Source organism: Flagellimonas amphidinii (assembly GCF_013090115.1).
Lineage (GTDB): Bacteria > Bacteroidota > Bacteroidia > Flavobacteriales > Flavobacteriaceae > Flagellimonas > Flagellimonas amphidinii.
Map to the genome: position 1 here is coordinate 74661 of NZ_JABFNN010000040.1, position 24139 is coordinate 98799.

The 24139-nt window shown below is 38.8% G+C and carries 26 protein-coding genes; 9 read left to right on the forward strand and 17 right to left on the reverse strand.

Annotated features, from left to right (window positions below):
- Positions 1-15: 15 nt before the first annotated feature.
- From HJC33_RS15295 to HJC33_RS15330, 8 genes are all read right to left on the reverse strand, one after another.
- Entirely contained in the window at positions 16-1380 is a 1365-nt protein-coding gene (locus HJC33_RS15295) for an MptA/MptB family glycosyltransferase (protein ID WP_171659719.1), read from the reverse strand.
- Positions 1381-1504: 124 nt separating this feature from the next.
- The gene (locus HJC33_RS15300) at positions 1505-1963 is read right to left on the reverse strand and encodes a GyrI-like domain-containing protein (protein ID WP_171659720.1); all 459 of its coding nucleotides are present in this window, start codon (positions 1961-1963) and stop codon (positions 1505-1507) included.
- A 204-nt stretch (positions 1964-2167) separates the two neighbouring features.
- Positions 2168-2890: a helix-turn-helix transcriptional regulator gene (locus tag HJC33_RS15305; protein WP_171659721.1), complete on the reverse strand. Its 723-nt coding sequence runs from the start codon at positions 2888-2890 to the stop codon at positions 2168-2170.
- A 139-nt stretch (positions 2891-3029) separates the two neighbouring features.
- Positions 3030-4514, reverse strand: a complete 1485-nt coding sequence (locus HJC33_RS15310; protein WP_171659722.1) for a cellulose synthase family protein — start codon at positions 4512-4514, stop codon at positions 3030-3032.
- A gap of 1 nt (position 4515) precedes the next feature.
- Complete coding sequence (locus HJC33_RS15315) at positions 4516-5205, reverse strand: glycosyltransferase family 2 protein (protein ID WP_171659723.1); 690 nt, start codon at positions 5203-5205, stop codon at positions 4516-4518.
- Positions 5205-5675, reverse strand: coding sequence for a toxin-antitoxin system YwqK family antitoxin (locus tag HJC33_RS15320; protein ID WP_171659724.1), 471 nt, complete (start codon positions 5673-5675; stop codon positions 5205-5207). Before HJC33_RS15320 ends, HJC33_RS15315 begins: the two co-directional genes overlap by 1 nt.
- A 1-nt stretch (position 5676) precedes the next feature.
- On the reverse strand, positions 5677-7281 hold the full coding sequence (locus HJC33_RS15325) for a 4Fe-4S binding protein (protein WP_171659725.1): 1605 nt from the start codon (positions 7279-7281) through the stop codon (positions 5677-5679).
- A 15-nt stretch (positions 7282-7296) separates the two neighbouring features.
- A complete protein-coding gene (locus HJC33_RS15330) occupies positions 7297-8646 on the reverse strand; it encodes an NAD(P)/FAD-dependent oxidoreductase (RefSeq protein ID WP_171659726.1) in 1350 nt (449 codons plus the stop codon).
- Between the two features lie 191 nt (positions 8647-8837).
- Here HJC33_RS15330 and HJC33_RS15335 point away from each other — a divergent pair, with 191 nt between their 5' ends.
- Positions 8838-9842 (forward strand): glycoside hydrolase family 113, encoded by a 1005-nt coding sequence (locus HJC33_RS15335; protein WP_171659727.1) that lies wholly within the window; start codon positions 8838-8840, stop codon positions 9840-9842.
- Between the two features lie 114 nt (positions 9843-9956).
- On the forward strand, positions 9957-10892 hold the full coding sequence (locus HJC33_RS15340; protein WP_171659728.1) for an N-acetylmuramoyl-L-alanine amidase: 936 nt from the start codon (positions 9957-9959) through the stop codon (positions 10890-10892).
- 5 nt (positions 10893-10897) lie between these two features.
- Here HJC33_RS15340 and HJC33_RS15345 read toward each other — a convergent pair whose 3' ends face one another.
- The 6 genes from HJC33_RS15345 to HJC33_RS15370 form a co-directional block, all read right to left on the reverse strand.
- Positions 10898-11608 (reverse strand): TIGR04283 family arsenosugar biosynthesis glycosyltransferase, encoded by a 711-nt coding sequence (locus HJC33_RS15345; protein WP_171659729.1) that lies wholly within the window; start codon positions 11606-11608, stop codon positions 10898-10900.
- On the reverse strand, positions 11595-12338 hold the full coding sequence (locus tag HJC33_RS15350) for a DUF547 domain-containing protein (RefSeq protein ID WP_171659730.1): 744 nt from the start codon (positions 12336-12338) through the stop codon (positions 11595-11597). Before HJC33_RS15350 ends, HJC33_RS15345 begins: the two co-directional genes overlap by 14 nt.
- A 77-nt stretch (positions 12339-12415) precedes the next feature.
- Positions 12416-13381 carry an arsenosugar biosynthesis arsenite methyltransferase ArsM gene (gene arsM / locus HJC33_RS15355; RefSeq protein WP_171659731.1) on the reverse strand — a complete coding sequence of 322 codons (966 nt, stop codon included), beginning with the start codon at positions 13379-13381 and terminating at the stop codon, positions 12416-12418.
- Positions 13378-14193, reverse strand: coding sequence for a purine-nucleoside phosphorylase (locus HJC33_RS15360; RefSeq protein ID WP_171659732.1), 816 nt, complete (start codon positions 14191-14193; stop codon positions 13378-13380). Before HJC33_RS15360 ends, arsM begins: the two co-directional genes overlap by 4 nt.
- Positions 14190-14804 carry a TIGR04282 family arsenosugar biosynthesis glycosyltransferase gene (locus HJC33_RS15365; protein ID WP_171659733.1) on the reverse strand — a complete coding sequence of 205 codons (615 nt, stop codon included), beginning with the start codon at positions 14802-14804 and terminating at the stop codon, positions 14190-14192. The genes HJC33_RS15360 and HJC33_RS15365 overlap by 4 nt, the downstream gene beginning before the upstream one ends.
- Entirely contained in the window at positions 14801-15310 is a 510-nt protein-coding gene (locus HJC33_RS15370) for a rhodanese-like domain-containing protein (RefSeq protein ID WP_171659734.1), read from the reverse strand. The genes HJC33_RS15365 and HJC33_RS15370 overlap by 4 nt, the downstream gene beginning before the upstream one ends.
- A 74-nt stretch (positions 15311-15384) precedes the next feature.
- Between HJC33_RS15370 and HJC33_RS15375 the strand changes: the two genes are divergently transcribed.
- The 3 genes from HJC33_RS15375 to gap all read left to right on the forward strand — a co-directional run bounded on the left by HJC33_RS15375 (position 15385) and on the right by gap (position 19953).
- Entirely contained in the window at positions 15385-16938 is a 1554-nt protein-coding gene (locus HJC33_RS15375) for a glycoside hydrolase family 32 protein (RefSeq protein ID WP_171659735.1), read from the forward strand.
- A 73-nt stretch (positions 16939-17011) separates the two neighbouring features.
- Positions 17012-18832, forward strand: coding sequence for a pyruvate kinase (locus HJC33_RS15380; protein ID WP_171659736.1), 1821 nt, complete (start codon positions 17012-17014; stop codon positions 18830-18832).
- Positions 18833-18960: 128 nt separating this feature from the next.
- A complete protein-coding gene (gene gap, locus HJC33_RS15385) occupies positions 18961-19953 on the forward strand; it encodes a type I glyceraldehyde-3-phosphate dehydrogenase (RefSeq protein WP_171659737.1) in 993 nt (330 codons plus the stop codon).
- A gap of 477 nt (positions 19954-20430) precedes the next feature.
- On the opposite strand, the gene HJC33_RS15390 is transcribed toward gap, so the two are convergent.
- Entirely contained in the window at positions 20431-20658 is a 228-nt protein-coding gene (locus HJC33_RS15390; protein WP_171659738.1) for a hypothetical protein, read from the reverse strand.
- A 137-nt stretch (positions 20659-20795) separates the two neighbouring features.
- Entirely contained in the window at positions 20796-21242 is a 447-nt protein-coding gene (locus tag HJC33_RS15395) for a hypothetical protein (protein ID WP_171659739.1), read from the reverse strand.
- Between the two features lie 92 nt (positions 21243-21334).
- Here HJC33_RS15395 and HJC33_RS15400 point away from each other — a divergent pair, with 92 nt between their 5' ends.
- The 4 genes from HJC33_RS15400 (at position 21335) to HJC33_RS15415 (ending at position 23966) form a co-directional block, all read left to right on the forward strand.
- Positions 21335-21568, forward strand: coding sequence for a helix-turn-helix domain-containing protein (locus HJC33_RS15400; protein ID WP_171659740.1), 234 nt, complete (start codon positions 21335-21337; stop codon positions 21566-21568).
- A gap of 131 nt (positions 21569-21699) precedes the next feature.
- Entirely contained in the window at positions 21700-22050 is a 351-nt protein-coding gene (locus HJC33_RS15405; protein WP_171659741.1) for a nucleotide pyrophosphohydrolase, read from the forward strand.
- Positions 22043-23005, forward strand: a complete 963-nt coding sequence (locus HJC33_RS15410; RefSeq protein ID WP_171659742.1) for an HNH endonuclease — start codon at positions 22043-22045, stop codon at positions 23003-23005. The genes HJC33_RS15405 and HJC33_RS15410 overlap by 8 nt, the downstream gene beginning before the upstream one ends.
- A 181-nt stretch (positions 23006-23186) precedes the next feature.
- Positions 23187-23966: a phosphatase PAP2 family protein gene (locus tag HJC33_RS15415; RefSeq protein WP_171659743.1), complete on the forward strand. Its 780-nt coding sequence runs from the start codon at positions 23187-23189 to the stop codon at positions 23964-23966.
- Here HJC33_RS15415 and HJC33_RS17260 read toward each other — a convergent pair.
- Positions 23950-24139 (reverse strand): hypothetical protein (locus HJC33_RS17260; protein ID WP_216366716.1); only part of this gene is annotated, 190 nt, incomplete at its 5' end. The two genes, HJC33_RS15415 and HJC33_RS17260, sit on opposite strands and share 17 nt — an antisense overlap.

Consider the following 24139-nt stretch of genomic DNA (forward strand, 5'->3'; position numbering starts at 1 on the left):
GACCTAAGCGGAAGTTTATTTTTTGAAGAAATATAACTTTTTTGGGTGCTTACCTATCAATTCATAAATGAAAAAGCCCAGAACCAAAATATATTCAATGCTCAACAACCATAGGTTTTCGGTATAGTCGGGATTAGAGTAAGCAAAGTAGCTTAGCACAACTACCAGAGACCATACGATAGCGTACTGGTATTTTGTAAAGATTGTCAATACTACTAAAAAGGTCAAATACCATGGGTGTACGGTGCTGGACAGGAAGTAATAAAGGGATAATGCCCATAGCATGGAAAGCAAAACACTGTCCAAACTTTGGTTTTTCCGAAGGAAAGCGATCAACAGGGTGAATATGATCACTGTTTTGGCCACGAAGCTTCCATAAGATTCGATGAGTTCCCATGGTTTGGCTTCAAAGTAGGTGACCGCGACCTTCTTAATCAAGTTGTAGATTCCGGCATTGAACTCAAAATTAGAGAACCAGAGTCCAACCGTTTCCGAATAATTATCAATAAAAACAGGGGCGTAAAAAGGGAGTAGAAAAAGAAAACAACTAATTCCTGTTAAAAGATAGAAAAGTGCACTTTTTTTTATGCCGAAGTATTTCAAGAAAATGGGCAGGAATAAAATAGGCACCAATTTTACCATGATGGAAATAGCATAAACAGGTGCTGCCCAATACCATTTCTTTTGTGAGATGAGATACATGGCCCAAATAAAGAAGAACAGCATCACCCCTTCAAAATGAAGATTGCCGGTGAGTTCAATGATGACCAAGGGATTTAGAAAGTACCAAAAAATCAAATGGCTGGGTTGCTTTAAATTTTCCAGTAATTTCTTTCCGAAGTAAAGCACCCCGATATCAGCCAAAATAAGGAGCAATCGCATTACAATAATAGACCCCAAAATGCTGCCACCACCCAAAAACGCACCCAATGCAAATAGTACTTGGTTGATGGGAGGGTAATTGCTGAAATGTTTTGCACTCAACTCGCCCATTCCATTGTAGAGCGCTTTAGCATTGGTAATGCTAAAATTAGGCTGTTCCATCAATTGGTTTGGGGTATGCAAATAGGGATTGATGCCATTTTTGATGAGCTCGCCATCCCATATAAATCGATAAAAATCTTGGGAGAGGTTGGGTTCTGCAAAGAGAAATACAACTCTAAAAAGAATTCCTGCTGCCAGAAGAAATTTGAAATTCCAGTGTTCCAGTTGGATAAGCTTATAGCAGAAAAAGAAAGCCCCAACATAAAGCATGAGGAGTTTAGTGAAATCTGTTCGATCTAGGTCGTACGCAAAACTTGCATAAAATAAGATATTCCCTATAACAAAAAGGATAGGATATTTATGCTGTTTCCAGAATTGTATAATAGGAGTGGGCATTGCTTTTCAATAGCATTTTGAAAGGCAAAAAGTATGAAATAATATTGGTTTGAAATGAGTTTAAAGCAAGAATATCCCGCTCCGCACAGAAAGAAATAGAATGTGCAAAGCGGGGAGTCAATTTTTAGGCTGTGGCAATAAGGATTTCTGCTTCTCCATTGGTTGGATTCATAGCCTTTTCACCGTAAATCTCAATATCGGTGGTGTAGGTTCTGTTCAAATCTGTATTCCAGATATCCATCCAAGTGTTGATTACAGCATCTTTGGTTAAATCCCCTTTGGCAGTAAATTTGGTGTATTTACTGGAGGGAACAATTTTTACTGTTAAGTCCTCCGGAATATTGTCCAGATTGGACACATTACAACCAATTACCATAGTGTACGGTTGCGTATGATCACCTTCGTAGTCCGTATAGATGGCATAAATGGTTGGATCCACTTTATTTGGGATTCTATGGGCTATGTTATCGGCCATAAATTTTTCCCAAAGTTGAGGGATTTCTTTGTCCGCTTTTCCAGGGTCGTTAGATGTTCTGATGGCTAGGCCCACGATGGTCAATTCATCTAATTTTGTGCTTGTCATGGTGTTTATATTTTATGGTTTACGCAAAACTATGGACAGGTTGTGACAAGGGTGTGTCAGGGGTTTTTGAATTCGTCAATCCATGGTCAACATACATCAATTTAAGCTGGATTTTTAAACCAAAATCCTGTAACTTCACTTATCGGTCGATATAGCCCATTAAAACGAGACCATATCTTAAACGATAAGTGCCATTAAAATTCCTTATTGATTGTCCGAATCATAATTCCTCCCGTTATACTTTTCATAGGACTTGTAATATTCTTCCAAGGTCATATTATGTGATTCAAAATGTTGGGAAGTAGTTGTGATTTTTTGAATCAAATCAATTCGAAATACCCTGAAGGCATTTCTGAGTCTACAAAAGGCTATCAACAACCATTTCTCTTGCGTGCTGTAGAGGGCAAATGGTTCAATATCTCTGTTGGATGATTTTTGATCTATGGATAGGTAATCAATATTCAGTACCTCAAAATTGGTTATGGAAGATTGGATACGCATGAGATAATTACTGGTCCTTTGGTGGGAATAATTATCTGTAAAATATATACGATCGGTGAGCAAGCTGGCCTTTTCCTTTTGTGGTCCTTTTAAAAGCGCTTTTATCTTTAGGATAGCTTCGGAATAGTGCTGAACAAATGAAGCATCTTTGTTTTTAAGGATCAATTGTTCTGCGGTGATAAGTGCATTTGCCTCGTCTTCGGTGAACATTACCGGAGGTAATTGGTACCCCTCCATCATACTGTACCCTTTTCCTTCTTCGGTAACCACGGGTACCCCAGATTTTTCCAAGGTGCGAATGTCCCTATAGATGGTCCTGATGCTTACATTATGTTTTTCCGCCAACATTTTGGCTGTTACAATTCTTGAAGATTGCAATTGGGTCAAAATGGCGGTAAGTCTTGAAAGTCTGGGTTTTTCCTCCATGTCATATTAGAATATGATAGGTTAAATTTAGCCATTTTGGCTTCGGTCAGAAAAAATGGGGGGCTTAGTGCGATTCCGAACTAAACCTGTTCGCCGTAAGGCAGGTTCGGAATGATTTGTAAGTATGTTTGTTGAAATATTACGCCTTGGAAGTAAGCGATTTAAAGAAAACAAATCCGAAGCCCAAGAACAACATCAAATGGAATGGGAACAATCCATAGTCATTCAATGGGATTGCACTGTACATTCCGAAAAGGAAATAGATCATAAGGGCAAATTCCAATATCATGTTTGGGGAAAGTTTCTTGGCCAAGTACTTGTTGCCCTTCCAGCTATCCGTAAGATTGTTGATGTTGAACTTTGGGGTTCTCACAAACTCGCTTCGTTTGCCCAAATGTCCTTCCAAAACAGCCACAGTATTGTGCAAAGAAAAGCCCAAGGCTACCGAAAAGAAGGTAAAGAAGAGTTTGATGTAGTCCACAAAATTGTCGAAACTGCTTCCCTGAATACTTTTATACGTAAACCAATAGCAAATAAATAAGATGATGGTGCTGATGATAAAGAAACTCGTTACTTCAAATATCCATCCTAAATGGCCGTAGGTGTTTTTGATGTATAACATTGGGATGCTTAGCAATGCCACAATGAAAACGCAAAGGAACATGGAGCTGTTCAACAAATGCATCACTCCGTGGAATTTAGTCTTAAAAGGAATATTTTTGGCGTTGATGACGCTCCAAACCGTTTTTCTGAAGTTTTCAGCGCCTCCTTTGTTCCAACGGAATTGTTGGGAACGTGCAGCACTGATTACAACAGGGAGTTCAGCAGGAGTTTCAACATCTTCCAAATATTTGAACTTCCAGTTTCTCAATTGCGCACGGTAGCTCAAATCCAAATCTTCCGTTAAGGTATCTCCTTCCCAATTACCGGCATCAATGATGCATTGTTTTCTCCAAATTCCGGCAGTACCGTTAAAATTGATGAAATGTCCTTTGGAGTTACGCCCTACTTGTTCCAATGTAAAGTGGGCATCCAAAGCAAAAGCCTGAATTCTGGTCAGTGTGGAATAATCTCTGTTGATATGCCCCCAACGGGTTTGGACCACGCCGATTTCCTCATCTTTGAAGTAAGGCACCGTTTTCTTGAGCCAATCACCTTCTGGAAGAAAGTCGGCATCAAAAATGGCGACAAACTCTCCTTTTGCTATGGCAAGGCCTTCTTTTAAGGCACCTGCCTTAAAGCCTTTTCTGTTTTTCCTTCGTATGTGCTGAATGTCCAATCCGGTTTTTTGGAGTTCCTCAATACGTTGAGCTGTTTCAATAACGGAATCATCGGTGGAATCGTCCAATACCTGAATTTCAAGCTTACTTTTAGGGTATTCTATTTTCGCAATGTTTTCCAACAATCGCTCCATTACATACTCTTCATTGTAAATGGGCAATTGAATGGTAACAAAAGGTATTTCTTTGGGATCTAGAAGATTAAATTTGGGCGCTTCATCATTTCGCTTCTTATAGCCTAGGTAGTTGATCAACAGGTTTAATTGGGAAAGGCTATACAGGAATATTAAAATTAAGGCTGTACTGTAAATGGCTATGATGATAAATGCGATAGTAAGTCCCATATTATTTTACACTGTATTTAAAGATCCAACCTAATATTTTTATGCCAGCAAATATAGTACCTTTTACTGTACCAGAGACTTTTGATATTCCTATTCGTTGTTTATAACGTACTGGCACTTCGATATATGACATTTTATTCCGCAAAACTTTCAGTTGCATTTCCACCGTCCACCCATAAGTTCTGTCCTGCATGTCCAATTTTTTGAGCTTTTCGTATTTAATGGCCCTAAAAGGTCCTAAATCCGTAAATTTTGCCCCAAACATGATTTTCATCAAAAAAGTGGCCAATTTGTTGCCAAAAACCTGCTGTGGGGTCATGGAACCCGGCTCACGAAGTGATTTTTTTCGTGCACCAACCACAAAATCAATATTTTGCTCTAAAATTGGAGCCACTACTTTATCCAATTCCTCTGGATAATCTGAGTAGTCACCATCAATAAATACGATAATATCGGGTGCTTTGGATTGTTTCCCCACATAATCCAATCCCTTTAGGCAGGCATACCCGTAACCCTTTCGGTTTTCGGTGATGACTGTAGCTCCCACTGCTTGGGCATTAACAAGGGTATTGTCCGTAGAACCATTGTCTACAACAATGACTTCTGAAACAGATTTTGGGAGTTCTGAAACCACTTTGGCAATGGAATCTCCTTCATTGATCGCGGGAATGATGACTTTGATGTCTGCCATTATTTTAAATCAGATAGGTTGTTGTCCTTTTTGAAGCTTTCAAAACTAAACCATTCCTTGATTTTTTTTCCATTTTTATATTTTTCGGCAGATATAAGTTCTTCATTGGAATATTTTAGGCAATATCCATTTTTAATACCATTTTGGAGTTGGCATTTGTGGTTGATTTTTCCATTTTCATCATAAAAAAGCCACCATTTTACCTGAAGTCCTTTTTTGTAGTGACCTTCTTTTTCAAGTTTGCCAAATTCTGAATAAAAATACCAGTAACCATTCCTTAGACCCTTTTGATAGTTTCCTTGGGCCATGATGTTTCCATTCCTAAAAAAAAACTTCCAGTAGTCTTCTTTGGAATTTTTGTTTTTCCAACCTTCAGCCTTGATTTGGCCATTCTGATAATACTCACGATGGTACTCTCTACTGTTTCCGGTCATAATGAGCAAAGACAGCAACAAAAAGATTCGAATCATGCTATTTTTGGTTCACCAATTGCATTAGATCAACATCATTGCCCAATAGCACTTGATTGCTGTCTATTCGACCTTCCAGAGGACCATTTTCAAGTTTTAAGACACCACGGGGACACACAGCGGAACAGATACCACAACCCACACAACTGGAACGCACAATATTTTCGCCTTTTTGAGCGTAGGCACGAACGTCTATGCCCATTTCGCAATAGGTGGAACAGTTACCACAGGAAATACATTGTCCGCCATTTGTCGTAATTCTAAATTTGGAAAACAAACGTTGTTGGAAGCCCATCATGGCAGCCATTGGACAACCAAACCTACACCATACCCTATTGCCAAAAATGGGATAAAAACCGGTTCCGATCACTCCAGAGAAAATACTTCCAATCAAAAAAGAATAAGATTTACGGAGTGTTTCAGATTTGAAAAGGAATACATTTCCATCTCCACTAAAAAAATGCATGCCAATAAGTGCCATGATGATTACAAAATAACCGATAGCACCATATTGCGCATCTTTTTGAAGCTGCTCTCGTTTGAACAGCATTACCCAAGCAAACACCAAGGTGAGCAAAACAGCTACTCCAATCAAAAAAGTGCTTTTGGTCAACCAATATTTGCTGGTATCGGTGCCAAGGTAAGAGTACACAACCGCCGTAGTCATCAAGGTGACAAAAACTACAACGCTATGCACTACCCATCGTTCAATTTTCCATGCTCTTACAGATTTGTCACTTAGTTGCCTAAAGGCATCCCCAGCAGTTTCAGCAAGTCCTCCACAGCCACAGACCCAAGAACAGTACCATCTTTTTCCATACCGATAGGTGAGAATGGGCGTGATGACAAATACAGATAATATTCCGAAAACCAAGAGCGCAAAACCAATATCACCTGAGCTTAAAAAGCTCTTGATGCGATAACCTTCAAAATTGTAATAATTGAGGGGCCATACATTTTTAAGATCATAATACGGTAAACTGCCTCCGTTGAGAATTTTGTCACCGTTCAAACGCGCCATGAGTTCAGGAATGATGAAAGCAAAAGCTGTTTGAAAGAACATTACACTCATGGTCCTGATTTTTTCATACCGGTTATGGCGATATTTCCACAAGAATTTTATTCCGAAGGCCAAAATGGCAACAGTGTACAGTGTTCCGTAGACAAACCATTGGCTGGCAGAATTTCCACTCAACATTTTGCTTAAGGGGTCAAAAAGAGCAATAACACCTTTGTTATCGCCATTTTTGACCAACCCTAAGTATTCTGGGAAGAAATAGAGCACAATGTAAAACCCAGTAAGGGCAATACCTGCAATCCAACCCCAAAACCCTTTGCTGGAAACGGATTTAAACCATACCCCATCATTTTTTATGCCTGGAAGCTTATTGGAATAGGCATCCCAAGAAAACCAAAGTGTTCCTCCGAATATTGCTGCAAGTGCAATGGTCAACCACATTCCTTTATTGGGAAAGGAGACATTGAAAGCTGCTAAAAGCATTACTGCCAACCCAAACATTCCTATGAGGGTAGCTAGCTTTTGATTTCTACTTAAAATTTTTGGCGGTTGGCCCGTCAAGGCCATACTCCTATCGTAAGTGCTCATTGTTCTAATTGTGCGTTATGCGATTTGAAATATTCGCTTTAAACTTTTCTTTTTGGATTTAATGGATTTTCCAAAATCTGTATTGAATTTGGAAACTATGCTGGCTTCGTAGGCTTTATAGAACTCGGGATCAAAATTGGCATCGGAAAGGTGTTCCATAACATAGTCAAGGTTTTTTTCTTCAGTCAACCAGCGGTCAAATATTTCATGTCGCATCCGTATACCGAAGGTATTAATGCCTAAAAACTGTTGTGTTTCTTTGTGGAAGGCCACTGTAATGCAGATTTTTTCTTCAGGATGTCTCCAATGAAAGTGTTCTTCATATGCTTTCTTTCCTCTTTCGGAGAAGACCCAACCATACGTCTGGTATTCAATGTCCAAGAACTTGGCCGAGTTGAACCAGTGTCCTGGTTTATATGCAATGCGGTTGCCACAAATGGTCTGTGCAACGGTCTCGCCCATCATTCTTCCGGTATACCAGACTGCTTCAATGGGTCTACGGTTTCCAATGGCTTCATGTTGTTCGGCGCAATCACCGATGGCATAAACATCTTTGGCGTTGGTTTCTAAAAAGCGGTTCACTTTTACACCTCTGCCCAACTCTATTCCAGAATCTTTAAGGAAATCGATATTTGGTGAAACGCCAGCGGTAAGTCCAACTAAATCACAGGGTATTTCTTCGTTAGTTTCAGCAACGATAATGGATTTTACCTTTCCATTTTCATCAGACACAATTTCTTTGAGGTTGGCGCTCAAGCGTAAATCAATATGATGTTCCAAAATGTGTTCATTGATCATTTGGGACTCGCCCTCGGGCAATACTCCGTTCCAAAAACTACTTTCACGAACCAAAAATGTAACCGGGATATCTCTACTTCTCAACATTTCGGCCAATTCAATGCCAATCAACCCACCGCCGACGATAACGGCTCTTTTGCAAACCTCTTTATTAGGAGCATTTACCTCTAAAAGATCAAGATCTTGTTTGGAATAAAGCCCTTGAACCCCATGCAGATCCTGACCAGGCCATCCAAATTTATTTGGTTTTGAACCCGTTGCAACAATCAATTTATCATAATGGATGGTTCTGGTGTTGTCAATCAACACCTGCTTTTCTGTTGTGTTGACTTGAGTAACATATCCACGCATCAATTCAATTCGGTTCTTTTCCCAAAACCAGTTTTCGTATGGTTGAATGTGTTCAAACTTCATGTGCCCCATGTACACATACATCAGCGCAGTGCGAGAGAAAAAATAATCCGTTTCTCCTGAAATTATAATAATTCTCTTGTTGGATAGCTTTCGAATATGCCTTGCAGCAGAAACCCCGGCAATTCCATTTCCAATGATTACAATGTTCTCCATTTTTCTAGATTGATTGTGGCTATTGTGTCGTTCTTAAATATAGGAACTTAACAAGATCGAATAATTTAGAATGAGTTTAATTTGTTTTGATAAACTATTGAAGAAGAACAGCATAAAAATTGTACAGGGAGCTATCTTTTTTAATCCCGAGCTTTAAAAAAGTTTATTTTAGTAAAGTAGATTAGCTCATAATGAAGAAAATTGTTTTTGTTTGGTTCTTGATTCTGTGTTCCTGTAGTGGACAATACCCTAAAATCAATGGGATAAGTTTTGTAGGTTCCAGAGAAAAAATTGTTCAGTTACATGTTGATCCATTACTTAATATTCATGCCAATTATGCTGCCGTAATGCCCTTTGGGTTTCTAAGAGATCTACATTCCCCAGAACTCATTTTTGATGCTGATAGGCAATGGTATGGGGAAACCAAAAAAGGTGCTCGCCAATACATTGAGTTGCTCCATAAAAATAGGGTGAAGATTATGCTCAAACCTCAAATCTGGATATGGAAAGGGGAGTTTACAGGTGATATGACCATGAAATCTGAAGAAGATTGGTTGACTTTTGAAAAGTCATATACTGATTTTATCCTAACCTATGCCGATTTGGCCCAGCAGACCCATTGCGAAATCTATTGTATTGGAACTGAACTTGAAGAATTTGTAAAGCACAGACCCAATTTTTGGCCGGCACTCATCAAGAAAGTTAAAGCAGTTTACAATGGAAAGCTTACCTATGCGGCCAATTGGGATGAATATACCAGAACACCTTTTTGGGAAGAATTGGATTATGTTGGGGTTGATGCTTATTTTCCATTATGTGAAAACCGATATCCTTCCAAAGAAACCTTAAAGTTGGGATGGAAACCGTGGAAAGAAAAACTGAAAGCACTTTCAAAAGAAAAGAAGAAGCCTATCCTTTTTACGGAGTTTGGTTACCGTAGTATGGACTATACCGGTAAAAAACCGTGGTTGGTAGATAGAAACCAGATGAATGTGAATTTAAATGCCCAAGCTAATGCTACCCAAGTCATTTTTGATGAATTTTGGAATGAGGACTGGTTTGCTGGAGGTTTTGTTTGGAAGTGGTTCATACATCATGATAAGGTAGGAGGTGAGAACGACAACAGGTTTACACCCCAGAACAAACCTGCCGAGTTGGTTATTAGAGACCACTATGCCAAGGTTAGCGGATTTTAACCTAAAGGTTATAAAATAAAAAATGTGAGAATTTTTTGTCTTTAATAGGCTCAAACTGAGCAAATTTTCATAATATTTGTAATATATCATCCCCACCTAACAAATTACTGTACAATGAAGTTTATTTCATCCATAGCACTTTGGATGTGCGCATCCTCTATGCTTTTTGCCCAGGATGGCCATTATACTGTTGTCGCCAAGCAGGGGGATGGTATTTTTTCGCTACTGCGAAAACAGGGGCTAGATCCTGCAAAGCATTATGAGGAATTCATAAAATTGAATTCAGAAAACATTAAGAATGGAAGCTTTCTAAAAGTTGGGGTTACCTACAAAGTGCCCAAGGCAGAGGATTCCTTCAAAAAAACCGGCACCCAGATTTTGGTGTCGAGCAAAGAGGAAAAACCCATTTTTGATGCTGAGTTGGCCAACATGTCCCTTAAAAGTGAAACTTTAAAGGATGCTGTTTATTATTTGATTGTGGATAATGAAAAAGAGCTTCACAACAATTTTGTAAATGATATTGTTGAAGGATTGGCAGCAGAACTCATGGTGAATGGGGCCAAAGTATTCATTCTTGGGTTTGAACAATCTGATGTGACAAAAGTGGCTGAAAAATCGTCCAAAATTCAGACGATGGGCAATTATATTGAGGCCATTAACAAGAGGTTTTTACAGAACACAGGAAAATATCAACGGGTATTGGTGCTTAGAGCTAATGATGTAACGGACAAAGGCAATATGGATGTGGCGGTTTACCACTATGTGAAAAGTGAAAAAGGACAGCGATTTGCAGAGAACATTCAAAATGCCTTTAAGAAGCATAGCGTATCCAATCGTTCCTCAGAGGATGTACATTTAATTTTTAAGGACAAAAGCAGTCTGTTTTTGGCTAAAAATGTGATTCCTCCCGTAAGTCTGATTACCATGGAAAGTGCCTCCAAAAAACAGGAGAAAACTAAAATTCCGGTGCGTTCCGATAAAAAACTATTGACAGGTTTGCTTACCAATGGTATCATGAGCGATTATGCTGATCTTTCCTTTGAAGAATAGCTGTTTCAGTGGGTAGCGATATTCTCGCTATAATATTGATACAGTTCTTCAGGACCTGCTCCCCTATAATTTTTTATATGGATCATTGCAAAATGGAACTGGAGTTTTGCACAGCCTATTTGGCGGTATTTTCTGGATGAGGTAATGACATATTGTGATAGGACTTTAAAAGTGGTCTGTTTGTATAATCTAGAGATGAACTCAGTGTCTTCATATATCTGATAAGACTCATTGAAACCCTTATTTTTCTCAAAAGTACTTCGCTTGATAAACAAAGATTGGTCTCCTCCTCTGCAAAGTGTATGGTTGATTCGAGAAAACCAAGCAAAGAAGCGTAGAAATGGGTTGCCGGTATCAAACTTCATCCGGAAACAACCAGATTTATGACCTTTTGAAACAGCTTTTTGAATATGCTGGTCAAAATTCTCTGGGGGATACGTGTCTGCGTGCAAAAAATACAATATATCTCCATGAGCATGTTTGGCCCCCAAATTCATTTGTTTGGCCCTCCCCATTTCTGACGAAATAACGGTAGCGCCCTGATTTTTAGACACTTCAATTGTGCAATCACTGCTACCGCCGTCCACACAAATAATTTCAATGGTATTGGTTGTGGTTGAAACTTGCTGAAGATGATGGAGCAACTGCCCAATGTAGTTTTCTTCATTGAGAACAGGGATGATGATACTTATAGAAGGGGTGTTACTTTGACTCATTTAAACTCCAATCGTAATCCAAATATTCTATGGATGCATTTTTATCTATTGAATTCTCTAAATAAGGGTCGATGTATTCCAAAAGTGATTTTTCTATAGTGAAATCACCCTTGTACCATTTGAATATTTTCGAAAGCTTTGCTTTCCCATTCTCAAAACGATTGCGTTTAGGGTCGTTGACAAAATCCTTGGTAGCTTTTGTGAGCAGTTGTTCCATGTTTTCTTGAGTGAATGCCACATTGAACAATCTTGGGCAGGAATAAGAAGCGCAATTGATGGCAAAATGGATTCTAGGCTCATTCATTTTTCTCAAAATTTTGTGTTCAATAGCATTCAAGGAAGTTGTAATGCTACCAACTTGAATCCATTTTTTCTTCCATCTATTGGGTATATCCCGAATACTTTCAATAGGATGGTTGACAAGAATCAACTTAACTGTGGCCGCATTGTATAAATTGATGTAATATGCCAATTTTTCATTTTTGCTCCAAGTAGTCGCGGGCGGATTTTGAGAAAGATGATTCAAATATTCATCTAGGCGGGTTTCATCTTTTTTGAACTCAGCATAATTTACATCACCATCATCATTTACATATTGTTGCAATAAATTGCCCCAAATAATATGTTCGGGTTTTGAAGAGCCTATGCACTCTTGGGATTCTATCTTTTCTTGTGTGTTGTTACAAGCTAAAAGAAAAATACCCAAAAAAAGATTTACAACTAAGTTCATCAATGAAGACTATTTAAGATTTGTACTAAAAAATAGTCTTGGAAATGCATAAATCCTTTCAAAGACAAGGAGAAATACTAGCAACAACCCCCACCGTTATAGTGCCAAGTACTTTCACTAATATGGATTTGGTCTGATTCTTTTGCCAAAGCTGCAGCCGTTTTGTCACAGACGGCCAAAGGCTGATTCTGCATTAAAACATGCCCTTTTTTATCATCAAAGTATTCTTCGTCACCAAAATAAATGGCAGTTTTACCCGTAAACATGCAAGGGCCGTCTTCTGGCATGGGGTCTTTTATGGCAGCAATTTCAATGGATTCTATATGTATGAGCTCATCTGTTGGATAATGATTGGGGGTAAGCACCCTGTAAGATCTTCTTGCCCTGATTTCAATCGTTCCAAATCCAGCATCGGTCAAAACTTTTACATAATCCTTTAAGGGAATGCTTCCGCTTAAGCAAAGTGCCCTGAGCCTGTCATCGTTGCGTAGCTCGTCATTCATCGGCTGCTCACAAATAGGATCGCTCATCACCAATCTTCCGTGTGGTTTTAGCACTCGATACATTTCTGAAACCGCCTTTTTCAAATCTTCCATTTTAAAGATGTTGAACAAGCAGTTTTGCGCTGCAACATCGATACTTTCATCAGCAACGGGCAAATTCAAAGCGTCCCCTTTGACCAAATCCACAAATTCACTCTTGAACCAGTCATTTTCTTCCTCCGCAACTTTAAAGTTCTTTTGCGAAGCCTCCAGCATTTCATCAACGGCATCCACACCAATAACACCACTTTTTTGTCTAGAGAAATATGAAAATTGCAATAATTCCATTCCGCCACCAACACCTACATAGAGTATTTTAGGGTCGTTGACCAAATCTTGGGCTGAAACTGTGCTTCCACAACCGTAGTTCATCTCTTGCATGATTTTGGGTATGGAAAGTCCAGGGAACTGCCAAATGGGTGAAGTGGTACAACAAAGTCCCACATCTGGGGTTAGTGCAGCTTCTTTGTAGAGGTCTTGGGTAGCATCTAAATAACTCATATTTCCTTTATTAATTCTTTGAACAGTTGTATCATTTTGGGTTCGGTTTCGCCTGCAATTTTTATAATCTCTTCAATATTAATGGGTTGAAGATTATCTGGGTCGCATTCATCTGTTAAAACGGATACGGCTACAATGGGTAGTCGTAAATGATTGGCAACAATTACTTCTGGGACGGTACTCATTCCTACTGCATCTGCCCCCAAAATTTTTAACATGCGATATTCAGCCTTGGTTTCCAACTGTGGACCAACAACTGAGGCATACACACCTTTTTGAAGTGAAATACCTTCTTTTTGGGCAATTGCCTCAATTTTTTGACGCATTCCTGCATCGTAAGGCTCACTCATATCTACAAAGCGGTCACCAAATGCAGATACATTTTTAAATGCCAGGGGCGAACCTCCTTGAAGATTGATGTGGTCTTCAATAAGCATGATATCCCCTTTTTTGAAGTTGAGGTTGACGGCACCTGCAGCATTGGAGACAAAAAGTTTTTGAATACCCAGTAGGTGCATTACCCGAATAGGATAGGTAATGTCCAAAAAATCATAGCCCTCGTACAGATGGAACCTTCCTTGCATAACCACCGCTTTTTTGCCTGAAATGGTACCGTAAATCAGTTTTCCAGAGTGGAATTCCACCGTGGCAAGTGGAAAATATGGGATATGGTTGTAATGGGCTTCAATAGGGTTTTCAATGGCATCTACCAATTGGCCTAGCCCAGTGCCCAGCACAATGCCGATTTCTGGGTTGTCAAATCCTTTTTTAATCAAATATTCAACAGATTCGTCAAGTTGTGTTTGCGTCATTCTTTTAGATGTTTTAAAAAGGGCTGAAATGCTTCAATGTCCTTGATGTCCTCATAATGATCTACATCATTTTTTTCTTGAAGCAAAGATGTCTTTTCGTTCTTTAAATTTTTCAAAGTGTCTGATAGCACGGTATTGGTGCCCCATGATTTGTTCTGGAACAGTTCTTTTTTGATTGATTTCATTCCCAAAAGATAGTAGCCGCCGTCCATGGCTGGCCCTATGACAAAGTCATGGTTGTCCAATTGTAAAAAGGCATCTTCCATTTCCCTTTGGGAAAGGTCGTACATATCACTACCAATAATAATGATTTTTTCAAAACCGTTGTCAAAACCCTCTTGAAAGGCTTTTAGCATTCTTTGGCCCAAGTCTGTGCCTTTCTGAAGTTTCTTTTGATAGTGTTCTTTTGACCAAATATCGTTTTCCCAAATGGTTTCTGAGTAGTATACCCATTTTTCCATTTCAAGATCACAGGTGAATGATACAGTTCTATCCAAAAGAAATTTATAGATGTCAAGGGCCGCTCTATCACCAACTTTGGCAGCTAGCCGGGTCTTGCATTTTCCCAACTCAGGATTACGGGTAAAGATGAGCAGTAGGTTATTCTTCAATCGTCTAGGTTTTCTAGAGTATAAACTTTGTCCGCATTGGTCAATAAATTTGCCCAATACTTACTATAAGCATGTACTTTTTCAGTTTTTTTGTTTGGGGCATCATAAACAGGATACCCTTGGTTCTTCCATGCAAAAATACCGCCATATAAATTTTTGACATTGGAAAGTCCAGCTTGGTTCAATTTTTCACCAATGTCTTCAGAGCGGATCCCTACGGAACAGTAAACCACTATGGTATCCTTTTCAGAAAATGTTTTGGTAATTGAGGCAATGTCAAAGGTTTCATAACCCACCCAAATAGCATTTTTAATATGGCTAACCTTATACTCTTCCAGTTTACGAGTATCCAAAATGACTACTTCTGGCATAGTATTCAAATCTTCAACAGAAATATATGGAACAGTATTTTCATTGAACTTTTCAAGCACCTCTGGAATTGATTTCTGCGCACATGAGAAGGTGCTTAAAATCAATAGGATGTAAAGAAATGGGGACGCTCTCATTGCTGTTATATGACCTTCAAAGATAACCCAATAATTCTTGTTGATTATGATTATATTACTTGCAAATGTGTGTCATGGTTACAAAATTCAAATCCATTTTGATGGCCCTAAGTATGTCATTAATTGCTTGTAAAGGAGTGGAAAAAGAAAAAAATATAGCAACGTCTGAATCAACATACTATCAGGAGAAATATCGTCCCCAGTATCATTTTTCCCCGCCGGAAAAGTGGATGAACGATCCCAATGGCTTGGTTTATCATGATGGAATTTACCACTTGTTTTACCAATATTACCCAGATGATATTGTATGGGGGCCTATGCATTGGGGCCATGCCGTAAGTAAGGACATTATACATTGGGACCATAAACCTATTGCCTTGTATCCTGATGAACATGGATTGATTTTCTCAGGAAGTGCTGTAGTAGATAGAAACAATACTTCCGGTTTTGCTAAAAATGGAGAAACACCTTTGGTGGCAATCTTCACATATCACTTAATGGAAGGAGAAAAAGCGGGCAGGACCGATTTTCAAACACAAGGCATTGCCTACAGTCTGGATAATGGGGATACATGGGCCAAATATGAAGGAAATCCTGTTATTGGAAATAAAGGCATCAAGGATTTTAGAGACCCTAAAGTGTTTTGGCATGTAGATTCCAAAAGTTGGATCATGGTATTGGTTGCTGGTGACCATGCTAAATTCTACCGATCAAAAAATTTGAAGGAGTGGGTCCATGTAGGTGATTTTGGTAAAAATCAAGGGGCGCATGGTGGAGTTTGGGAATGCCCAGATCTTTTTCCTTTGCAAATAGAAGAAACGGATGAAGTTAAGTGGGTGCTGATCATCAGTATTAATCCTGGAGCTCCCAATGGAGGTAGTGGCACACAGTATTTTATTGGTGATTTTGATGGCGAACAATTTATTTCAGACCAGATAGAACCCAAATGGTTGGATTATGGAACTGATAATTATGCAGGGGTTACGTACAACAACACACCTCATGGGGACCGAATTTTTATTGGGTGGATGAGCAATTGGGATTATGCCCGGGATACTCCAACGGAGAAATGGCGAAGCGCTATGACGTTGCCAAGAAAATTAGCCCTCCAAAAACATGGGGAAACTTATATGTTGGCAAACTATCCTTTACATCAGGTAGATGATTTGGCAGCCAAAACCTTGGTTGGCGGAACAACAGTTGCGGCTAAAACTTCCGATACGTTAAAATTGGAAGGACTGAATCAATCCATGGTTCAATTAAAGACAGCTTCCAAAGATTTTACATTGGTTTTTGCCAACGATTTGGGAGAAACCTTAACGATGACAATGGATGCTGACCGTAAAACTTTTCTGCTCGATCGAATGAAATCTGGGAAAGTTGATTTTCAAACCGAGTTTGGTGATAAAAAACACAATATGCCCATGAACTTGTTACCCGATGAGGAATACGCAATTAAAATACTGTTGGATTGGTCTTCCATAGAGATTTTTATACATGAGGGACTTTTTACAATGACCGATCAGATCTTTCCAACAGAGCCATATAACACCTTGATTATTGAGAATAAGGATGCAGAAGCTGGTATGGCCGTAGAATCCATCAAATCAATGAAATCTGTTTGGTAACATTTATGTCCCCTTGATTTTTATCAGTTTTTTTATGGCTATCGATTAAGACCTTTGGGGCAAATCTTCGTGGATGTCCCTTGCTCCTCAATATTTAGAGAAAATAGCTTGTCAAATTGATCAGATGATTGATCAAATTGAACAGAAGCAGCTCTTAAGTACGGAAGTGTTGCACAAAGTTGCACCTAATTATAGGGAGAGTGCAAAAAACCTGTTGCACTACGGCACTTTTAGAAGTTTTGATGCTCGTGAAATGCAAAAAGGGCTGAAACAAATGGGTTTTACACGTCTGGCCAATGCAGAAGGAAACATTTTGGGGAGCTTGATGAACCTAAAGGCCATTATCCAAAAATTATACGGAAACGATTCCAAAACAAACTCAGGTGACTTTTTACCCATTGGTGCGGGCAAAAAGTTGTTGGGGAAAAATACTAAGGAATTGTTTGGCGTCAATGGAAAACAAAGACGTGTCCGAATCATGGTTACTCAGCCTGCAGAGGCAGCCAATAACTATGAAATGGTGCTGCAAATGGTTAAAAATGGGATGGATTGCGCTAGAATAAATTGTGCTCATGATGACCCTCAAACGTGGAAGGCCATAGCCAAAAATGTGCAAAAGGCTTCAAAAGCGTGTTCTGCCGAGGTGAAAATTGCTGTGGATTTGGCCGGACCCAAAATTAGGACGGGAGATTTGGGGCCGGGCCCAAAGGTGAAAAAGTTTAAACCAGACCGGAATGCTTGTGGTGAAGTGATTGGTCCAGCGGTTATTTTTCTGGTTTCCAAAGAGAAAAAATATCTAAGTCCTTATGAAGTTCCCGTAGCTCCCGAATGGATACAAAAGTTGAGCATTGGGGATGTTTTGAAACTTGTGGATGCGCGGGAAAAGTCGCGAAAGTTGCAAGTAGTAAAAGTCAATGAGAATGTAGCCGTATTACATTCCTATAAAACCGTTTATCTGCAAACAGGAGTGCTGGTAAGACCATCCCGAAAGGAACTGGAAAAATGTAGAATTGGTGAGCTTCCTATGGTGGAACCTGCCATCATCCTAAGAGTTGGGGATACACTTTTAGTAACTGGTAATGAGGACATCGGTGTTTTGCCCCATTTTGATGCGAATGGAAATTTGGTCAAACCTGCAAAAATTCCATGTGTGCCGTCAAGTGTTGTTTCCAAAGCGCGGGAAGGTGAGTCCATTTTGTTTGATGATGGTAAAATAGAGGGAGTAATTGCTAAAGTCAATGCGCATTCTTTTGAAGTCAAAATCACAAAGGCCAATGAAAATGGTTCCAAACTAAAGGCAGAAAAAGGCATCAATTTTCCAACATTGGATTTAGGGATTACCGGACTGACCCAAAAAGACAGGGAAGATTTAAAACATGTGGTCCAATTTGCGGATATCATCAACTACTCCTATGTCAATAGCGAAGCAGATGTTGCATTGCTTTTACGTGAAATGGAGCATTTAAACGTAAAAGATAAGCTTGGGATTGTTTTAAAAATTGAAACAAATACTGCCTTTAAAAACTTGATCGGGATTCTTTTGACCGCAATGCAAACCCAACGCTTGGGCGTAATGATAGCCCGCGGAGATTTGGCCTTGGAGGTTGGTTGGAACAACATGGGGATGGTTCAAGAGGGGATTCTTGCGTTTTGCAGTGCTGCCCATGTTCCGGTAATCTGGGCCACCCAAGTGTTGGAAAGTTTGGCCAAAAAAGGAGTGCCTTCGCGATCGGAGATTACGGACATCACTTCTTCCATCAAGGCGGAGTGTGTAATGCTCAATAAAGGACCTTATATCAATGAGGCCATTACGCTTTTGGATGAAATACTCTCCAATATGGAAGGTTTGCGGGACAAGAAGGAAGTAATGCTTCCTAAGATAGATTGGTCTTAATTATTAAGATACAATTTCTTCATCTTTTAATGTTTTTGGGCTGCATTTTCAGCTCATGACTTTTGTAATTTATAAGCTGGTTTTCAGACTAAGAAACCATAAACAATTATAACTTAAGAACATTCAATATGAGAATTGGAATCAACGGAATGGGCCGTATCGGTCGTGCTGCGTTAAAGGTGATCAATGACACTCCCGGTTTGGAAGTAGTAGCTGTAAATGATATTGTATCTATTGAAAACACTGCATATTTGCTAAAGTACGATACCGTTTATGGAATCTATGAAAAAGAAGTATCGCATGAAGCGGATACTTTGGTAGTGGATGGACAGAAAATTCATTATTCTTCCATTAGAACTCCTGAAGAGTTGCCATGGGGAGAATATGGAGTGGATTTGGTAATTGAAAGTACCGGGGTCTTCACCAAAGGTGAAGATGCAGAACGCCATTTGAAGGCAGGAGCAAAAACCGTGGTGATTTCGGCACCGACAAAAAGTGTGGATACGCCAACGGTAGTGCATGGCGTTAACTCGGAAGATGGCAATACCAGTGTATTTTCCTGTGCCAGTTGTACAACCAACAACATTAGCCCGGTAGTGGAGATTTTGGGCAGAAGAATTGGCATTAAAAAGGCCATTATGACCACTGTGCATGCCTATACCGCTTCTCAAGGTATTGTGGATGCACCTTCCAAGAAGAATTTTAGAATGGGAAGGGCCGGTGCCCAGAACCTTATCCCTACCACAACAGGTGCTGCCATAGCCACTACCAAGGCTCTGCCCGCTTTTGCTGGAAAGTTTGATGGGGTGGCCATTAGGGTGCCGGTTCCTGTGGGATCCATATCGGATTTGGTCTTTGTGACCGAAAAACCTGTTACCCCAGAAGAAGTGAATCAAATTTTGCTGGAGGAATCAAAAACGGAACGCTACAAAGATGTTTTGGATGCTACCGATGAACCCATTGTTTCTTCGGACATTATAAAAAGTCCATACGCATCTACCGTGGATCTGTCCATGACCAGAGTGGTTGATGGCGATTTATTAAAAGTAATGACCTGGTATGACAATGAGTGGGGCTTTACCAATCAGATGATTCGGCAGATTTTGGAAATAAAAGGATAGCAAGAAAAAAAGGGTGCCCTAACGGCACCCTTTTTTAGAGACTTAATCCTAAATTATGGGACTTATTGATCGTGTTTGTAAAGCTTAATAGATGTATTGGTATAGGCTACCGATCAAGGAGCAGAGGGATATCGCAAATACGACATACCAAAAAAGATAGCCTAATTTTTCTTCAACAGTGTTCATGTTAAATAGCATTTGTTTAGGATGAGATGATTAGTTCTCCCCGAAATTACTCAAAACACTGCCGAGTTAAAGCACTATTTTATTCTTGGCTTAAAAAAGGATATAATTGGTACATATTCTGTATAAATGGTAAAAAATGGCATATAACTGCCATGGAACAATACACGCTTCATCTGGATAAAACGTATTTTGTCCTGCAACCAGTCTTACAACCAATACTTTAGGATTTGAACAAAGAATTTGCAACAGGAGGATCGTTATGGTGCATCCACCTTGCCATACCAATAAAAGTTAAACTAGAGGCGTTCCTTTTAGTCTTTTCTCTATTTTCTTTTTCTTTTCCGTAAGACGTTTCATAATATCCATTAATTGGGAGTCTTTCGTCTTTTTGTATATCTCGTTGATGGAAAGTATAAGCTGTTTCGCCTCACGGGAGGCCGCTACCCTGTCGCTGGTGGACATATGGCTCAAGGTTCTGTTTTCAAACTCCTCTGCCTTTGCAAGTAAATCTTGGGTCATTTTTGTGTAAAATTATTCTAGAATGGCTAAATATAAGGGTTAGTTTCATATTTTATGCCTATAGGGGTATATGATTTTCATATTTATGAAATTATTAAGAATATAACTACAAATCCTCAATAGTAAAAGTGCTGGCTTTAAAGGGCATGGCTGGCATAAGGTTCCCTGAATCTTTCAAAAGTGCATGTGCCTTGGTACCAGTGTGCCACGTGCACGCTCAGGGCCGGGTCTGGGGCATCTATCCTAAAGGATAGGCACAGGGCGTTGGGGGCTATCTGCAATTGGCCTCGATCTAGTGGGCGGGGCAACTGTAGCATGGCGCTTTTATAATGTAAAGGTTTACTGGGTTTTAGGAAGAGAAAGGAAAAATTGAACAACAGATTGTCCACCACTACCATTTGGGCCAAACCAGGGTTGGGCAGTTTGTTGATGACCAACCGACTTTGTTGTTTGTGTACCGTGTGGAGCAACTGCCCGTTTTGTTGATTTTGAATCTGATGTTGACCAAAAGTAATCTCCAAAGCAGTGTAAGGGCTTTGGTATAGAAAGTGGTTAAGGGTGCGGAGAAGATGGGTGTTTGACATAGTAGGTTATTTAAGAAGGGGTATTACAAAAATACATAAAATGACGTTTACGTCATTAATTTCGATGTCTGAAATTTTGACATTGTTGTCCTATGGAAGACAATGACAACCAAAATGAGGATTTTTTAGAGGAACTGGCCAGACGTGTCAAGTTGTTGAGAGAATCTCGAAATCTTACCCAAGAAGACGCCTACAATGATACAGGAATCCATTTTGGACGAATCGAAACGGGTCGTTGGGATCCAAAAATGAGTACTATCCAAAGGATTTCGAATTATTTTGATTTAAGTGTTGCAGAATTTTTTGCAGAGGGTTTCGGTGAATAGGCAATTTACCTGCATGCAGAAAGATGTATAAACGCAATAAGAAATAGTAAAACTTGGGCATAGCCAGCCAAATTGATGGTATATGCCCAAGAAAGTTCAGTATATAAACAAGTTGGGTGTAATTAAAAGAAATGGAAGAACTAATCATAAAATTAAGAGAGTTTGCAGAAAAAAGAGACTGGAATAAATTTCATTCTCCGAAAAATCTGATAATGGCATTAACAGGAGAAGTTGGAGAGCTAAATGAGATATACCAATGGTTAGATACTGAAAGTTCTAAATTGGAAAACCTATCCGAAAAGGACATTGAAAAATCTAAAGAAGAACTGGCAGACATCTTTCTTTACACCTTGAGAATAGCTGACAAACTCAATATTGATTTAATAGAAGAATCAAAGAAAAAAATTGAAATAAACAACAAAAAGTATCCAATAGAAGTATCGAAAGGTAATGCTGTAAAATACAACCGAAGAGATGAGTAAAATTATACTTCAACCCTCAGGTAACAAAGATTCTAGAGAGCATTATAAAGACACTATTGAAAATAGTATTTCGCTTCAAAGAATAAGGTCTCAAATTTCTAATCCAGATTTTGAAATTTTAAAAAGCATTTACCCAAGTGGCTTCTGTAAAGTTTGGGGTGTTACTCCAGGTGGTAACAACTTAACAAAATGGAATAGGATTGAAACTGGTGACGTCACACTCTTTTCAAGGAAAGGTGAAATTTATGCTTCAGCTGTGACAACGCATAAATTGCATTCTAAATCACTTGCAATTGACCTATGGGATTTTAATAATAAAGGACAAACTTGGGAATACATCTATTTTTTGGAGGAGGTTAAAAATCATAACATTCCATATATTGATTTTAATAGAGCAGTTGGATATGCGGATAATTATGTGATTCAAGGATTTAATGTTTTAAAGCCAAGTCAGAGTATATCTGTTTTAAAAACGTTCGATTTAGAGAGTGAAATATTCATTGAGGAAATAACAAAAGACACCTACAAGGAAATCACTTTAAAACTGGATACTCTAAATGAAACAGAGTCTGAATATCAAACTAAAAGAAGACTAGAGCAAGGATATTTGAAAAGTCTATTATTTGGAAAAAACATAATTGGCAAATGTGCTTGTTGTAAAAAAGAATTTCCAGTTTCCTTTTTAGTAACCGCTCATATTAAAAAGAGGTCATTTTGTTCTAAATCAGAAAAATTAGACCCAAATATAGTAATGCCAATGTGCAAATTAGGATGTGATGAAATTTATGAAAAGGGATATATTTCAGTTATGAATGGACAGTTTATAAATATGAACAAAACTCCAATTTCTGATTCTTTAAACGAGTACATAAAATCAATTGAAAATAATAATTGTGAGTACTTTTCAAACGACACAAAAAAGTACTTTGAATGGCATCTAAATCACCATAAATAACTACACCCCCCGCTCCCGCAAGATTGTATCTTGTGGTCTTGCCTTTGGATTATCTGCGAAATTTTTTCCTCATTTAAAAGAGCTATAGATCCCTGCGGCCGCTCGGCCAGTACCGCAAGCGGTACACCTCTGAAATCAGATTCTTCTTTGATAGAGATTGTGCAACCTTTAATATTTTTTAATGTCTATAGCATTAAAAAATATGATAATGGGAAAGATAACTGTAAAAGCACTATTTGTATTATTAATGCTATCTAATAGTGTATGGGGACAAAACATAGTAAAATCTGATACTTTAACAACAAAAATCAAGAAACCTAAAATGGAACTTAAAGAATTTGTGGTTCCAGGATCATTGATTATTTTAGGGACTTGTCTTAGCGGAAGTGATTTTGAAAAAGAAGTTAAAAAAGGATTTCATGACGGTTCGGAAGATGCTATAGATTTTGCCCTGCCCATAGACGATTTGATACAATACGTACCTATTTTAGAATTGTATACAGCAAATATTATGGGCGTAAAAGCAAAAAATCATTGGTTCGACCAGACGAAATACCTGGTTATTGCAAACTTGGTAACCGCAGGTATAACACATAGCGGTAAATACATCATAAATAAGCAACGACCTAATGGAGCAGATTATGCTTTTCCGTCAGGACACACCTCTTTTTCTTTTACAAATGCTAGTGTGCTTTATCATGAGTATAAAGATACAGCTCCCGGACTTAGCCATAGTGGTTATATATTAACATCTTTAGTAGGCGGTTTACGTATTATAAATAATAAACATTGGGTTTCGGATGTATTAGTAGGAGCCGGTTTGGGGATTTTAGTCACAAAGTTAGTATATCACTTTGAGCCTTTAAAGAATTGGAATCCGTTTAAAAAAACAGATAACATGACTTTAGTACCCAATATTAATAATCGGCAGGTTGGGTTATATTTTAAGCTAGACTTTTAATTCGTAAACCCTGCTCCCGCAAGATTGCATCTTGTGGTCTTGCCTTTGGATTATCTGAGAAAATTTTCCTTCTAAAAGAGCCATGGGTTATATGGTCTATATTTTTATGTTGGCATTCATGAAACAAACCAGATGAAAAAAAGGAATATAGATTTGAAGGTTGGAGGTGTCTT

Bases quoted from the DNA above. Each gene is read 5' to 3' on its own strand.
- HJC33_RS15395 (WP_171659739.1), bottom strand. From the start codon at position 21,242: ATGTCAAACACCCATCTTCTCCGCACCCTTAACCACTTTCTATACCAA.
- HJC33_RS15375 (WP_171659735.1), top strand. From the start codon at position 15,385: ATGGTTACAAAATTCAAATCCATTTTGATGGCCCTAAGTATGTCATTA.
- HJC33_RS15300 (WP_171659720.1), bottom strand. From the start codon at position 1,963: ATGACAAGCACAAAATTAGATGAATTGACCATCGTGGGCCTAGCCATC.
- HJC33_RS15400 (WP_171659740.1), top strand. From the start codon at position 21,335: ATGGAAGACAATGACAACCAAAATGAGGATTTTTTAGAGGAACTGGCC.
- HJC33_RS15380 (WP_171659736.1), top strand. From the start codon at position 17,012: ATGTCCCTTGCTCCTCAATATTTAGAGAAAATAGCTTGTCAAATTGAT.
- HJC33_RS15340 (WP_171659728.1), top strand. From the start codon at position 9,957: ATGAAGTTTATTTCATCCATAGCACTTTGGATGTGCGCATCCTCTATG.
- HJC33_RS15390 (WP_171659738.1), bottom strand. From the start codon at position 20,658: ATGACCCAAGATTTACTTGCAAAGGCAGAGGAGTTTGAAAACAGAACC.
- gap (WP_171659737.1), top strand. From the start codon at position 18,961: ATGAGAATTGGAATCAACGGAATGGGCCGTATCGGTCGTGCTGCGTTA.
- HJC33_RS15410 (WP_171659742.1), top strand. From the start codon at position 22,043: ATGAGTAAAATTATACTTCAACCCTCAGGTAACAAAGATTCTAGAGAG.
- HJC33_RS15330 (WP_171659726.1), bottom strand. From the start codon at position 8,646: ATGGAGAACATTGTAATCATTGGAAATGGAATTGCCGGGGTTTCTGCT.
- HJC33_RS15325 (WP_171659725.1), bottom strand. From the start codon at position 7,281: ATGAGCACTTACGATAGGAGTATGGCCTTGACGGGCCAACCGCCAAAA.
- arsM (WP_171659731.1), bottom strand. From the start codon at position 13,381: ATGAGTTATTTAGATGCTACCCAAGACCTCTACAAAGAAGCTGCACTA.
- HJC33_RS15370 (WP_171659734.1), bottom strand. From the start codon at position 15,310: ATGAGAGCGTCCCCATTTCTTTACATCCTATTGATTTTAAGCACCTTC.
- HJC33_RS15350 (WP_171659730.1), bottom strand. From the start codon at position 12,338: ATGAACTTAGTTGTAAATCTTTTTTTGGGTATTTTTCTTTTAGCTTGT.
- HJC33_RS15295 (WP_171659719.1), bottom strand. From the start codon at position 1,380: ATGCCCACTCCTATTATACAATTCTGGAAACAGCATAAATATCCTATC.
- HJC33_RS15310 (WP_171659722.1), bottom strand. From the start codon at position 4,514: ATGGGACTTACTATCGCATTTATCATCATAGCCATTTACAGTACAGCC.
- HJC33_RS15305 (WP_171659721.1), bottom strand. From the start codon at position 2,890: ATGGAGGAAAAACCCAGACTTTCAAGACTTACCGCCATTTTGACCCAA.
- HJC33_RS15315 (WP_171659723.1), bottom strand. From the start codon at position 5,205: ATGGCAGACATCAAAGTCATCATTCCCGCGATCAATGAAGGAGATTCC.
- HJC33_RS15345 (WP_171659729.1), bottom strand. From the start codon at position 11,608: ATGAGTCAAAGTAACACCCCTTCTATAAGTATCATCATCCCTGTTCTC.
- HJC33_RS15320 (WP_171659724.1), bottom strand. From the start codon at position 5,675: ATGATTCGAATCTTTTTGTTGCTGTCTTTGCTCATTATGACCGGAAAC.
- HJC33_RS15415 (WP_171659743.1), top strand. From the start codon at position 23,187: ATGTCTATAGCATTAAAAAATATGATAATGGGAAAGATAACTGTAAAA.
- HJC33_RS15335 (WP_171659727.1), top strand. From the start codon at position 8,838: ATGAAGAAAATTGTTTTTGTTTGGTTCTTGATTCTGTGTTCCTGTAGT.
- HJC33_RS15360 (WP_171659732.1), bottom strand. From the start codon at position 14,193: ATGACGCAAACACAACTTGACGAATCTGTTGAATATTTGATTAAAAAA.
- HJC33_RS15405 (WP_171659741.1), top strand. From the start codon at position 21,700: ATGGAAGAACTAATCATAAAATTAAGAGAGTTTGCAGAAAAAAGAGAC.